General features: G+C 73.9%; 10 protein-coding genes and 1 pseudogene. 8 read left to right on the forward strand and 3 right to left on the reverse strand.

All coding sequences use genetic code 11. The features are described 5' to 3' along the window. The first annotated feature begins 100 nt into the window (after positions 1 to 100). From ACFYSC_RS08935 to ACFYSC_RS08945, 3 genes are all read left to right on the forward strand, one after another. Positions 101 to 361, forward strand: a complete 261-nt coding sequence (locus ACFYSC_RS08935; protein WP_179819442.1) for a WhiB family transcriptional regulator — start codon at positions 101 to 103, stop codon at positions 359 to 361. Positions 362 to 814: 453 nt separating this feature from the next. Further along, entirely contained in the window at positions 815 to 3,925 is a 3,111-nt protein-coding gene (locus ACFYSC_RS08940) for a glycosyltransferase (protein WP_389958740.1), read from the forward strand. After that, positions 3,922 to 5,346, forward strand: coding sequence for a DUF5719 family protein (locus ACFYSC_RS08945; RefSeq protein WP_389958743.1), 1,425 nt, complete (start codon positions 3,922 to 3,924; stop codon positions 5,344 to 5,346). Before ACFYSC_RS08940 ends, ACFYSC_RS08945 begins: the two co-directional genes overlap by 4 nt. 98 nt (positions 5,347 to 5,444) lie before the next feature. Here ACFYSC_RS08945 and ACFYSC_RS08950 read toward each other — a convergent pair whose 3' ends face one another. Then, entirely contained in the window at positions 5,445 to 5,840 is a 396-nt protein-coding gene (locus ACFYSC_RS08950) for a metallopeptidase family protein (RefSeq protein WP_389958745.1), read from the reverse strand. Between the two features lie 402 nt (positions 5,841 to 6,242). Between ACFYSC_RS08950 and ACFYSC_RS08955 the strand changes: the two genes are divergently transcribed. From ACFYSC_RS08955 to ACFYSC_RS08975, 5 genes are read left to right on the forward strand one after another with little or no spacing between them, the layout of a single operon-like run. Further along, positions 6,243 to 6,611 carry a DUF3499 domain-containing protein gene (locus ACFYSC_RS08955; RefSeq protein ID WP_179819439.1) on the forward strand — a complete coding sequence of 123 codons (369 nt, stop codon included), beginning with the start codon at positions 6,243 to 6,245 and terminating at the stop codon, positions 6,609 to 6,611. A 49-nt stretch (positions 6,612 to 6,660) separates the two neighbouring features. Next, positions 6,661 to 8,013, forward strand: coding sequence for a phosphomannomutase/phosphoglucomutase (locus tag ACFYSC_RS08960; RefSeq protein ID WP_389958748.1), 1,353 nt, complete (start codon positions 6,661 to 6,663; stop codon positions 8,011 to 8,013). Positions 8,014 to 8,017: 4 nt separating this feature from the next. Continuing rightward, positions 8,018 to 8,191, forward strand: a complete 174-nt coding sequence (locus ACFYSC_RS08965; protein WP_362929114.1) for a Trm112 family protein — start codon at positions 8,018 to 8,020, stop codon at positions 8,189 to 8,191. Next, the gene (locus ACFYSC_RS08970; RefSeq protein WP_389958751.1) at positions 8,188 to 9,294 is read left to right on the forward strand and encodes an SIS domain-containing protein; all 1,107 of its coding nucleotides are present in this window, start codon (positions 8,188 to 8,190) and stop codon (positions 9,292 to 9,294) included. The genes ACFYSC_RS08965 and ACFYSC_RS08970 overlap by 4 nt, the downstream gene beginning before the upstream one ends. A gap of 49 nt (positions 9,295 to 9,343) precedes the next feature. Continuing rightward, complete coding sequence (locus ACFYSC_RS08975) at positions 9,344 to 10,348, forward strand: cation diffusion facilitator family transporter (protein ID WP_389958754.1); 1,005 nt, start codon at positions 9,344 to 9,346, stop codon at positions 10,346 to 10,348. 214 nt (positions 10,349 to 10,562) lie between these two features. On the opposite strand, the gene ACFYSC_RS08980 is transcribed toward ACFYSC_RS08975, so the two are convergent. After that, a complete protein-coding gene (locus ACFYSC_RS08980; protein WP_389958757.1) occupies positions 10,563 to 12,038 on the reverse strand; it encodes a Fic family protein in 1,476 nt (491 codons plus the stop codon). 207 nt (positions 12,039 to 12,245) lie between these two features. Continuing rightward, positions 12,246 to 12,575: pseudogene (locus ACFYSC_RS08985) on the reverse strand (MerR family DNA-binding transcriptional regulator); the annotation flags it as partial. Positions 12,576 to 12,673 lie beyond the last annotated feature (98 nt).

Here is a 12,673-nt window from a genome sequence, read left to right on the forward strand (position 1 = left end):
TGTAATTACACACGTGTTGTTACGCCTTCCGCCTGCTGGGTAGGAGGGAGGCGTTCATAGGGGGGCTCGGATTCGCGGGCGGGCGGCAGGGAGGTGTGCAGTGGCCGACCTGGTCATCGCACAAGACGGCATCGCCGAGGAGCAGCTCGGCTGGCAGGAACGCGCGCTGTGCGCGCAGACCGACCCGGAGGCGTTCTTCCCGGAGAAGGGGGGCTCCACCCGGGAGGCCAAGAAGGTCTGCCGCTCATGTGAGGTGCGTGCCGAGTGCCTGGAGTACGCGCTGGAGCATGACGAGCGGTTCGGCATCTGGGGAGGGCTCTCGGAGCGCGAGCGCCGCCGGATCAAGCGTGAGGCGGTCTGAGCGCGAGGCGGTCTGAGGGTTCCGGCAGACGACGAGGGCGTCCGGAAAGGGCGTCCGGTGACATGACGAAGGGTCACGTGACCGTGGGGGGCGCGTGGCCCTTTTTCGCGCCCGCGTCCTGCCCGCTCACGTCATCTCCTCTCAGGCCCGCGCCCACGCTCACGTCCTCTCCGCTCACGCCTCCGCCCTCTGTCCTCTCCGCCCTCACGTCCTCTCCGCTCATGTCCGCGTGTGTCCGCGTCGTCTCCGCCCCCGTCCTCGTCCTGCCCGCCCATACGGCGCTCCGCCGTCCGCGGGCCCCCTGACCGTCCGCCGTACGGCCCGCCGTCGTGTGCGGGAGGCCGGTGTTCCTTTCCGGGCACATGATCCTTCCCCGGCGGGCATGACCTTTTCTCCGCCCCTGACATGGCCTGACGGCCGTGTCGTATCGTTGTCGCCGATCATCACCCCCTCATGGACGCGAGACGCATGTCCGTCACCGACGCACCCTCGCCCCCCGACACCGTGACCGCGATCATCGTCTGCCACGACGGCGCGCGATGGCTGGGGGAGACCCTCGACGCGCTGCTCGGGCAGACCCGCGCGGTGGACCGCGTCGTCGGGGTGGACACCGGCAGCCGCGACGGCGCCGCCGCGCTGATGAGGGGCGTCCTCGGCCCGAACGCCGTGCTTCCCCTGCCCCGCCGGACCGGTTTCGGCGAGGCCGTCGCCGCGGTGCTCGACCGGCTCGGCCCGGCGGACGGGCGGGAGTGGCTCTGGCTGCTGCACGACGACTGCGCACCCGACCCCGGCGCGCTGCGGGCCCTGCTGCGGGCGGCCGGCGACGACCCGGAGATCGCGGTGCTCGGCCCCAAGCTCCTCGACTGGGCGGACCGGAGGGTCCTGCTGGAGATCGGCGTCACCGTGGACCTGACGGGACGCAGGGACACCGGGCTGGACCCCCGCGAGTACGACCAGGGCCAGCACGACGCCGACCGCGACGTGCTGTCGGTCTCCACCGCCGGGATGCTCGTCCGCCGCGACGTCTGGGAGGAGGTGGGCGGGCTCGACCCCTTCCTGCCGTTGTTCCGCGACGACCTCGACCTGTGCTGGCGGGTATGGTCCGCCGGGTACCGGGTCCGGAACGTCTCCGGCGCCGTCGCCTGGCACGCCGAGGCGGCCACCCGGCGCCTTCGCCGCGTCAGCGTCGGTTCCGGTTCCGGTTCCGGCTCCGGCTCCGGGTTCGGCGGAGACACCGGAGGAGACACCAGAGGAGGCATCGGCTTCGGTTCCGGCTTCACCAGAGGCTCCGGCACCGGTCCGGGCAGGGGCGGCCGACTCCGCCGCCTGGACCGGCGCAACGCCGTGTTCGTGGTCATGGCGAACCTGCCGTCCCGGTCGCTGCCGTGGGCGCTGGCCCGCAACCTCGCCGACTCCGTCTGCCGCGCCCTGCTGCTCCTGCTGGGCAAGCGGCCCGCCGCCGCGCTGGACGAGATCGCCGCGCTCGGCTCGGTGCTCGCCCGCCCCGCCCGGCTGGCGGAGGCCCGGCGGGCCCGCGCCGCGGGGCGGCGGCGGTCCCACCGGGCGGTCGCCCGGCTGCTCACCCCGCCGGGGGCGGGCTACCGGCGGATGGCCGAGCGGCTGGAGAGCCGCCTGTCGGGCGCCGGGATCCCGGAGTCCGCGGGCCGCCACCACGCGGTGTCCACACCCGAGGAGGGCGACGAGCTGCTCGCCGACGCCGGGGGGATGCAGCGGTTCCTCGGCAACCCCGGCGTTCTGCTCTTCCTGGCGCTGACCGCGGTCACGCTGGCCGCCGAGCGCTCCCTGCTCGGCGGCGCCCGGCTGGGCGGGGGCGCGCTCGTCCCGGTGATCGGCGGGGCGTCCGACCTGTGGGACCTCTACACCGGCGGGCCCCGTCCGGCGGCGCTGGGCGGCGACGCGTGGGCCCCGCCGTACGTCGCGGTGCTGGCCGCGGTCTCCACGGTGCTGCTGGGCAAGACCTGGCTCGCGGTCTGGCTGCTGCTCCTCGGCTGCGTGCCGCTGGCCGGGGTGTGCGCCTACGCGGCGGCCCGCCCGTTCGTCCCCGGCCGGTGGGCCCGGGCCCTGCCGGCCGCCTGCTACGCGCTCCTGCCGGTGGCCACCGGCGCGATCGCCGCGGGACGGCTCGGCACCGCCGTGGTCTTCGTGCTGCTGCCCGCCTGCGCGGCGCTGGCCGTCACCGTGCTCGCGGGCGAGCACGGCCGCGCCCGCCGGGCCGCGTGGGCGCTCGGCCTCCTGCTGGCCGTCGGCACGGCCTTCGCCCCGCTGCTCTACCCCCTCGTGCTGGTCCTCGGCGCGCTGGCCGCGCTGGCCTTCCCGCGCCGGGGCATCGCGGCCTCGGTCGCGATCGTGTCCGGCGTCCCCGTGGCGCTGCTGCTTCCCTGGCTGGCCGGGATCGCCGCGAATCCGGGGCGGCTGCTGCTGGAAGCCGGTCTGTACCGGTCCGACCTCGCCGATCCCGCGCTGCCCGCCGGGACGCTGCTGGCGCTCGGCCCCGGCGGGCCGGGCGTGCCGCCGGCCTGGGTGACCTGCGGGCTCGTCGCCGCCTGCGTCGTCGTGACGGCCACGACGGTCATGCGCCGTGACCGCCCGGTCGCCGCGATCGGCTGGGGGGTCGCGCTGTTCGGCCTGCTGGTCGCGATCCTGGTCAGCCGTACCACCGTCGCCTCCCCGAACGGCGACGTCCAGGGCCCCGCCTGGCCCGGCGTGCCGCTCGCCTTCGCCGCCGTCGGGATGCTGACGGTGGCTGTCCTCGCCGCGCGCCGGGCCGCGAGGTTCCTGACGGCGGGCACGGCGGGCCGGACGGGTACGGCGAGCGCGGCGGACCGGATGGGAACGGCGGGTACGGCGGGCCGGGCGCGCCGGGTCGCCGCGCTCGCCGTCGTGGCGGCCGCCTGCTCCGCGCCCCTGCTCGCCGCCGTCACCTGGGTCGCCCGGGGCGCGGACGGGCCGATCAGCGGGAACGTTCCGGACGCGATGCCGGCGCTGGCCGCGGTCAACTCCGGCGACCGCGACCTGACCCTGCTGCTGCGCGCCCGGGGCGGCGGCTTCGCCTTCACCGTGCTGCACCGCCGTACCCCGCTGGTCGGCGAGGCCGACGTCCCCGTGCCCGCGGGGCCGCGCGACCGCGTCGCCGTCGCCGCGGCCGGGCTGGTCTCGGGCCGGGGCGGCGACGACGTCCGGGTGCTGGCCGCCCACGGGGTGCGGTTCGTCGCGGTGGCCTCGCCGGTGGACCCGCGGGTCAGCCGCGCGCTGGACTCCCAGCCCGAGCTGGCCAGGATGAGCCTGTCGCGCAGGGTGGGCGTGTGGCAGGTGACGATCCCGGTCACCCCCCTTCCGGCGGCCCCGGACGATCCGTGGCACGGTCCCTGGCTCTGGGTCCAGGCGGTGACGGCCGCGGCCGTCGCGATCATGGCCGCGCCCGGGGCGCGTGACGAGCCCGCCGCGGGCGAGCCTCCGGGGGATCCCGGGGGCGCCGCCCGGGGAGGCTCACGGGACGCCTCCCGGGGCGTCTCCCGGGCGGGCGGGAAGGCGGTGGCCCGTTGAGAGCCTCCGCCGAACGCCGCTCCGGCCCGCCCCGGCTCGTGCTGATCGTCCTTTCGGGCCTGGCCGTCCTGTACGGCTTCGCCGCCGCGACCCGGCCCGGGACCCCCGCCGCGCCCGCCCCCGTGCCGCGGAAGGTGCCGGTGGCCTCCGTGACGGTCGTCTGCCCCGACCCCGGCGGCTCCGACGTCGGCGTCGTCACCCCGCCGGGCGGCGGCGGGCAGGGCGCCGCCGCGCTGGTCGCGGGGGAGAGGACGCTGGCCACCCTGACCGTTCCGGGCGGCCTGTGGCAGGAGAGACAGAAGGCGGGATCGCCGCCGATCGTCGCGACGGCCTCCGGGAACATGGCGGCCGGGCTGGAGGCGGCGCAGACCCGCCGGGAGACCTCGGGCGAGCAGCGGGGGCTGGCCGGGGTGCGGTGCGTGGAACCGGGCGCGAGCGCCTGGCTGGTCGGACCGGGCCCGGCCGCGGCCGACGTCACGCTCCACCTCGCCAACGCCGACCTCGCCCCGGCCGGCGTGGAGATCACGGTCTACTCCGGCGAGGGCCCGGTGGCCGGCGGCTCCGGCGACACGATCATGATCGAGCCGGGTGAGAGCCGCGCGATCAGGCTGCGTGACATCGCCCCCTCCCCGCTGGTCATGGCCGTCGAGGTGAGCACCGCCTTCGGCCGGGTCACCGCGGCGGCCCACGCGGTCATGAGCGGGGGGCGGGGCGTCGACTGGCTGCCGCTCTCCGCGGGTCCGGCCACCCGGGTCGTGGTGCCCGGCGTCCCCGGCGGCGGGGGCCGGCGCGACCTGCTGGTCGCCTCGCCCGCCGGGACCGACGTGATCGTCGAGGTCCGGGTCGTCACGCCCGACGGCACCTACGCCCTGGACGGTCACGACGCGATCGAGGTGCCCGCCGGGTCGGTCGCCGTCATGGACCTGTCCGCCGGCCTGGACGGCAGGCCCGCCGCGGTCCTGCTCACCTCCCCGGTGCCGGTCGTGGCCGCGGTGGCGGCCACCGGGACGGGCAAGCGGGTCGATGTGGGCTTCACCGCCGGGGCCGCCCCGATCGACCTGGGCAGCGTGGTCGCCGGCAACCGTACGGGCGGCAAGAAGAGCTCCCGGCTGGTGTTCAGCGCGCCGGAGGCGGCCGGGAGGGTGAGCGTCACGATGCTGCCGCGCAAGGGGAAGGCGCCAGAGCCGATCGAGGTGGAGATCCCCGCCGCGCGCACCAAGGAGGTCGAGCTGCCCGACGTGGAGGGCGCCTTCGCGGTGGTCGCGGAGCCGCTGCCGGGGTCGGGGCCGGTGTACGGCGCGCGGGTGATGGACGAGCGCCTGGCGGACGGGCGGGCGCTGACCGTGCAGCCGCTGGCCGCGGCCCGGGTCTGGGCGCTGGTGCCGCCGATGGCCGAGTCCGCGGCGGCCGTGCTGCCCTGAGACGCCGAGGTCCTGAGACGCTGAGGCTGGGAGGCCCTGAGTCCCTGAGGCCCTGAGGCTAGGGGCCCGCCCCGGGAACCCGTCGGAGGCGGGACCCCTCAGTCCTCGCCTTCGTAGCCCGGGTCCACCGTCTCCGGCGACAACCCCAGCAGCCCGGCGACCTGCTCGACCACCGTGTCGTGCACCAGCGCGCCGAGCTGCTCGCGGTCGCGGGCCCGGGCCTCCAGGGGGCGCCGGTAGACGACGACGACGGCGGGCCGTTTCCCCGAGGCCGGCTCGGACCGGCCGAACGGGATGGGCTCGCCGTCGAGCAGCCCGGGGCCGTCGCTCAGATCGGCCGCCGGGGGCACCTCCTCGACCGCGAACCGCACGGCGGCCAGCTGCTTGCCCCAGCGGGGCTTGAGCCGGTCCACGGCGTCGAGGACGAGGTCGTCGAAGCGCTCGCCGCGGGACTTGGCGATCGGCACGTGAGAGGGCGCCAGCGGGCCGCGCATGCCGCGTCCGTGCCGGTCGCGGCGGCGGGGAGGGCGGGGTCTACCGGGTGCCGAGCTCACGGGCCAAGCTTAGGCCGTGTTCCTCCGGCGTTCCCCCGGTGTTCCCCCGATGTCCGCTCCGGCCCCTGTCTTGCTCCCGTCGTGCCATCCCGCCTCCGATGTCCCCCCTGATGTCCGCTCCGGCCCCTGTCCCGCTCCCGCTGTGCCATCCCGTCCCCGGTATCCCCCGAGGTCCGCTTCGCCCCCTGTCCCGCTCCCGTCGTGACGCCCCGGTCCCGCCGCGGCCGGGGGCAAGCCGTACAGGCGGGTGAAAGCCGGGACACGTGTCCGAATTGTGGCGACACGCTCGTTAAGAGCGCTCAGGTAGTGGCGCCCCGGACGCTTACCGGATACGGTCCCACCGTGAGCCCCGTCCGCCGCTGTTCCCGCACCGCGTGCAGTCAGCCTGCCGTATTCACGCTCACGTACGTCTACGCCGACTCGACCGCCGTCCTCGGACCCTTGGCGACGTACGCCGAGCCGCACTGTTACGACCTGTGCGCCGAGCACGCCGAGCGGCTGACAGCGCCCCGCGGCTGGGAGGTCGTCCGCCTGCCCAGCGAGGGCGCTCCGCCGAGCACGGACGACCTGGAGGCTCTGGCCAACGCGGTGCGCGAGGCCGCCAGGCCCGCCCCGGGCGGCGGCACCGAGCCGGTCGGCCAGGGGGTCGAGGTCGGGCGGCGCGGTCATCTCAGGGTGCTCCGATCGGCTCAGCCCCAGCGTGACCGCTGACCCTACTAGGCTGGGGTCGGCAGACACGACATAAAGGGGCGGAGCTGGAGTGGGCGACCTCGCCAGGATCTTCAAGGCGTACGACGTTCGCGGCGTCGTGCCGGACGAGTTCGACGAGGAGACCGCCGAGGCGGTCGGTGCGGCGTTCGCGGAGGTGACCGGGGCCCGCACCGCCGTGGTCGGCCGCGACATGCGCGACTCCTCCGAGCCGCTGGCCGCGGCGTTCGCCCGCGGGGCCGCCTCGCGGGGGACCGACGTGGTCGACATCGGCCTCGCCTCCACCGACATGCTGTACTACGCCAGCGGCAGCCTCGGCCTGCCCGGTGTGATGTTCACCGCCAGCCACAACCCGGCCCGCTACAACGGCATGAAGATGTGCCGGGCCGGAGCCGTGCCGATCGGCGGCGACACCGGGCTCACCGTGATCCGCGACCGGGCGGCCGAGCTGCTGGCCGGAGGGGTCGGCGGGCCCGGCGGCGGGAGCGTGTCCCGGCGCGACCTGCTGCGGGGGTACGCCGACCATCTGCGCACGCTGGTCGACCTGTCCGGCATCCGGCCGCTGCGGGTCGTGGTGGACGCCGGCAACGGCATGGGCGGCCACACCGTCCCCACGGTGTTCGACGGGCTGCCGCTGGAGCTGACCGCCCTCTACTTCGAGCTGGACGGCGCCTTCCCCAACCACGAGGCCAATCCCCTGGAGCCGGAGAACCTCCGCGACCTGCAGAAGGCCGTCCTCGACGTCGGCGCCGACATCGGCCTGGCCTTCGACGGCGACGCCGACCGCTGCTGGGTGGTCGACGAGCGCGGCGAGTCGGTCTCCCCCTCGGCGATCACCGCGCTGGTCGCGGTGCGCGAGCTGGCCAAGCGGCCCGGCGCCCGGATCATCCACAACCTGATCACCTCGCTGAGCGTGCCGGAGATCGTCGCCGAGCACGGCGGCGAGCCGGTCCGCACCCGGGTGGGCCACTCGTTCATCAAGGCCGAGATGGCCAGGACCGGCGCGGTCTTCGGCGGCGAGCACTCCGCGCACTACTACTTCGGGGACTTCTGGTCCGCCGACACCGGGATGCTCGCCGCGCTGCACGTGCTGGCCGCGCTGGGCGAGCAGGACCGTCCGCTGTCGGACCTGCTCGCCGCCTACACCCGTTACGCCGCCTCCGGCGAGATCAACAGCACGGTCGCCGACCAGGGAGCGGCCGTCGAGCGGGTCCGCGAGCGGTTCGCCGCCCGTGACGGCGTCACCTTCGACGAGCTGGACGGCCTGACCGTGTCCGGCCCCGGATGGTGGTTCAACCTCCGTCCGTCCAACACCGAGCCGCTGCTCAGGCTGAACGCCGAGGCGGCCGACGACATTCAGATGGCAGCGATCAGGGACGAAGTCCTCGCTGTCGTGAGGAGCTGAGCGAGTGAAGATCGACGACTGGCTGCTTGAGATCCTGGCCTGCCCCAACTGCAAGTCACCGCTGCGCGCCAAGCCGGAGGCCGACGAGCTCTCCTGCACCTCGCCGTCCTGCGGCCTGGTGTACCCGGTCCGCGACGACATCCCGGTGCTGCTCGTCGACGAGGCCCGGAAGTCGTGAGCTGGGAGCCGGACCGGCTCGACGACCAGGAGTGGCTGACCGCGGGCGACCCCTCGGGGATGCTGCCCGCGGTGGCCTCCTCCGCCGCGCAGGTCCGGACCTACCACCGGGCCGCCGCCGAGGCCGACCTGTCGTCGCTCGCCGACGACGGCAGGCCCCGGGCCGTCGTGGTCGTGGGCATGGGCGGATCCGGCATCGCCGGTGACATCCTGGGCGCGGTGTGCGGCCCCGGCGTCCCGCTTCCCATCGTGACCGTACGGTCCCTGCGGCTGCCCGGCTGGGTCGGCGCGACCGATCTGGTGATCGCGGTGTCCTGCTCGGGCCGTACCGAGGAGACGCTCGCGACGGCGATGGAGGCCGTCCGCCGCGGATGCCGCCTGCTCGCCGTGGGCGCGCCCGACTCGCCGCTCGCGTCGGTCGCCCGGCAGGCGGGCGCGCCGTTCGTGCCCGTCACCGTCGGCGGACAGCCGCGCGCCGCCGTCTGGGCGCTGTCGGTGCCGCTCGTCGTCGCCGCCGCCCGGATGCGGCTGGTCGAGGCGCCGGACGAGCTGTTCGAGGGTGTGGCCGCACGGCTGGAGGACATCGCCCACCGGTGCCGTCCGGCCAGCGAGTCGTTCATCAACCCCGGCAAGTCGCTGGCCATGGAGCTGGCCGAGACGGTGCCGATGGTCTGGGGGTCGTCGCCGCTCGCCGCGGTCGCCGCCTACCGCTGGGCCTGCCAGCTCAACGAGAACGCCAAGTATCCGGCGGTCTGGGGTGAGATCCCCGAGGTCGGCCACAACCAGGTGATGGCGCTCGACGGTCCGCTGGCCACCCGTGACATCTTCGCCGACGAGCAGTCGCGGTCGCTGCGGCTGGTCGTGCTGCGCGACACCGAGGAGCACCCCCAGGCGGCGCGCCGCCGCGAGGTCTCGGTACGGCTGGCGGAGGACCGCGGGGTGCCCGTCACGCAGGTCTCCGCCGAGGGGACGCACCCCCTGGAGCGGCTCGCCTCTCTGATCGGGCTGGGAGACTACGCGAGTACGTACCTCGCTCTCGGGTACGGGATCGACCCGTCCCCGGTGGGGGCGATCACGGAGCTGAAGGCGAGGATCCCGCAGTAGGCGGGACGGACCGAATGGGATCGATTGTGGAAGCAGCAGGGAGGCCGGCGTGAGCGCGGGCGGCGGTAACAAGGCGATCATCGCGGCGCTGGCCGCCAACCTGTCGATCGCGGTGGCGAAGTTCGTGGCCTTCCTGATCACGACGTCGTCGTCGATGCTCGCGGAGTCCATCCACTCCGTGGCCGACTCGGGCAACCAGGTGCTGCTGCTGGTGGGCGGAAAGAAGGCCGAGCGCAAGCGCACCCGTGAGCACCCGTTCGGCTACGGACGCGAGCGTTACTTCTACGCCTTCGTCGTGGCGGTGGTGCTGTTCACGATCGGCGCGCTGTTCTCCCTCTACGAGGGCTGGCACAAGATCTCCGACCCGCACCCGGTGGAGACGCCGGTCGTGGCGTTCGGCGTGCTGATCTTCGCCATCATCGCGGAGGGCTTCTCCTTCCGCACCGCCATCAAGGAGTCGAACCCGATCCGGGGCAAGCAGTCCTGGCTGCAGTTCATCCGCCGCTCCAAGTCGCCGGAGCTGCCGGTCATCGTGCTGGAGGACTTCGGCGCGCTGGTCGGACTGGTGCTGGCGCTGGCCGGCGTGACGATGGCCGTGATCACCGGCAACGGCGTGTGGGACGGCGTCGGCACGATGGCGATCGGCGTGCTGCTCGCCGTCATCGCGGCGATCCTCGCGGTCGAGACCAAGTCGCTGCTGATCGGTGAGAGCGCCGGTCCGGAGGTCGAGCGGAAGATCTGCGCGGCCCTGGAGGGCACGCCGGAGGTCGCCCGGGTCATCCACATGCGGACTCTGCACCTGGGGCCCGAGGAGATCCTCGTCGCCGCCAAGATCGCGGTGGACCACGACGACACGGCCGCGATGGTGGCGCGCGGCATCGACGAGGCCGAGCAGCGCATCCGCGCCGCCGTGCCGACGGCCCGCGTCATCTACCTGGAGCCGGACCTCGACCGGGCGGCGGCAGGTGGCTCGCCGGCCCCGGCTGACGGCTCGTCGGCTCCGGCCGGTGACTCGCCTGCTCCGGCCGACGACCCGTCGCTGAGCCGCCCGTAACGTCCGCAGCGCTCGTCCCGGAAGGGGCCCGGCCGTCACGCCGGGCCCCTTCGGCGTCTCCGGGTGCTCTTTCCGGCGGATCCAGCCGCTCGTCCCACCGTAGGAAGCGCGAGGTCCTGGAGGTCACGCCGCCGGGTCGCCCCTCACCGGTTCCCTGTGCCGTGGGAACACCCTGTTCCTTGCTCGCGGGTTCCTTGCTCTCGGGCGGATGTGATCAGCCGAGTTGCTGGCCCAGCTGATCGACGGCAGCGGTCAGCACCTGGTCGATCACCTCGGTGATCTCGGGCCAGCGCGCGTCAGGGGCGTCGCTGAAGACAAGCGTCACGCTGTCGTCCGGAGTCGGATCACAGGCCCAGACAGGGACCGGGAGGTCGTTGCTTTCGATCTCTCCCGGTGGTGACACGGCGGCCGAGACGGTGAAGACGAGTGCGCCTGTGTTCGGCGGACCCGCCTTGATGATGGCCGTGTGGAAGTGAAGCGCGTATCCCACGATCTCCATGTAGAGAGTGGCCCACCAGACGCCCTCGTTCAGGTTGGGACGGAATCCGGCGCTGTTGGCCATGGCCCGGAAGCGGTCCCTGTGAAGCAGGGACCGCTGGCTCGGCGGTTCGGCGTGGTGAACGTGGACGACCGTCTCCGGGGCGATGGTCGCGAAGGCGTCGCGCAGAGCGTCTCCCTGCTTGCGCAGGTAGTGGGTGATCTTGGTCTGCAGCGAGCCCGCCAGCCGGACGGCGGGACCCGAACGACCTGCGGAGTCCTTCGCCACGAGGTTCAGGCGTAGCCGGTCGGCGTGCGCACGAGCCACCTCGGCCGCTCCACCGGCGGTCTCCCGAAGGACGGAGGGGGCTTCCAGCTCGAACCGCAACGCACTGATCTCCAGGCGGGCGAAGAGTCGGATCAGAGGGGCCAGGTCACCGGCATTCGCCTGGTCGAGCGCGTCGATGTACCGGGCCCGTTGCGAGCGGTCCACGACCAGCGGGGCGTAGTTGTCACGAAGGAGAACCAGCAGCGTCAACGCGCGCGCCACCCTGCCGTTGCCATCCTCAAAGGGATGGATGCGGATGAAACGGTGGTGCAGCCACGCCGCTCGCGTGATCGGATGCGCCGCCTCCGTTTTCTGGTAGATCGCGATCAGCTGGTCCATCTGAGCCTGCACGTGCTCGGGCGGGGTGTACTCCAAGAGTGTGCCGTCCGGACGGACGACGTGGTTGGGATGCCTCTTCCACTCGCCGTGCCGCATCGGGGCTTCGAAGACGCGTCCCAGGGTGTCGGTGGCGCCGTAGGTGAGCTGGCGTCGGGTGATCGCCTGGTGGAGTTCACGCACGAAGTGCACGCTCAGGTCCCTGCCTCCTCTGGCCGCGTCGGCCAGGAACTCCAGGGCGTCGTACTGTGAGCGGATCACCGCCAGGGTGTCATCGCTGATGCCTCCCTCGCGGGCGGCCGCTTCCTGGGTGAGGCCTTCGGCGACCAACGCGAGCGTCACGCCCCAGTCGACGTCGTAGAGACGCTCGATGATGCCGGTCTCGATGGCGTGCCTGCGCAGGCTGCGCCGGCGTGTCCGGCGGAACTCCTGCTCGTCGATGTGTTCGAGCCAGTCCTCCCAGGCACCCTTCAGCGCGTCGGCCGAGGCGAGGATCGCCGAGATCCCACCATTGAGATCAGGGAGCGGTTCGACGTCTTGCCAGCGCATGAGGCAAGGATAAGACCCGGGATGATGCCTCACCGGAGGTTCGGCCCATCGGGGGAAGGCAGACCGATGCTTCGCCGCGCGGCCTGGTCAACCGCGTGGGCGCGCCGGTGGGACCCGCGTGCCGCGCCGCGCCGCTGAGGAGGTCGGCGGGGCTTCCGCCGTACCCGGGGGGCGGCTCCGGGGCGGGGCTTCCGTCGCGCCAGGGGGGCGGCCCTGCAGCAGGCGCAGTGCCTTCTCCTTCTCGAAGTCCAGTGCCCGGCGCGGGGCCTGCAGCCTGCCGATCCGCAGGCCGAGGTCGCGTACGGCCTGCGCCACCGCCGGGTCGCTCAGCACCCGCAGCCCGAAGGCCAGTTCGGCGGGGGAGACGTCGAACCGCCTCTCCAGCTCCACCCCCTGGGCCACCGCCGAGAGCTCCTCGGGGCCGAACCGCCGGTGCGAGCCGCGGCTCCTGACCGGGGGCAGCAACCCGAGGGCCTCGCGGTAGCGGAGCATCCGGGGGGACATCCCGAGCCGCCGGGCCGCTTCCGTGATCCGCATCCCGGCCTCCCACCGATTCTTACATTCTTCTGTCAGGTTACCCGTTTGGAAGATGCGCCCGGCCGGATCGGCCGCCTAAACTCGGACCGACGGCTTTC

The sequence above is a fragment of the Streptosporangium sp. NPDC004379 genome (genome assembly GCF_042873875.1).
Lineage (GTDB): Bacteria > Actinomycetota > Actinomycetes > Streptosporangiales > Streptosporangiaceae > Streptosporangium.

Excerpts from the sequence above, each read along its gene's own strand:
- ACFYSC_RS08950 (WP_389958745.1), bottom strand. The coding sequence starts at position 5,840 with ATGCGCGGCCCGCTGGCGCCCTCTCACGTGCCGATCGCCAAGTCCCGC.
- ACFYSC_RS08940 (WP_389958740.1), top strand. The coding sequence starts at position 815 with ATGGACGCGAGACGCATGTCCGTCACCGACGCACCCTCGCCCCCCGAC.
- ACFYSC_RS08980 (WP_389958757.1), bottom strand. The coding sequence starts at position 12,038 with ATGCGCTGGCAAGACGTCGAACCGCTCCCTGATCTCAATGGTGGGATC.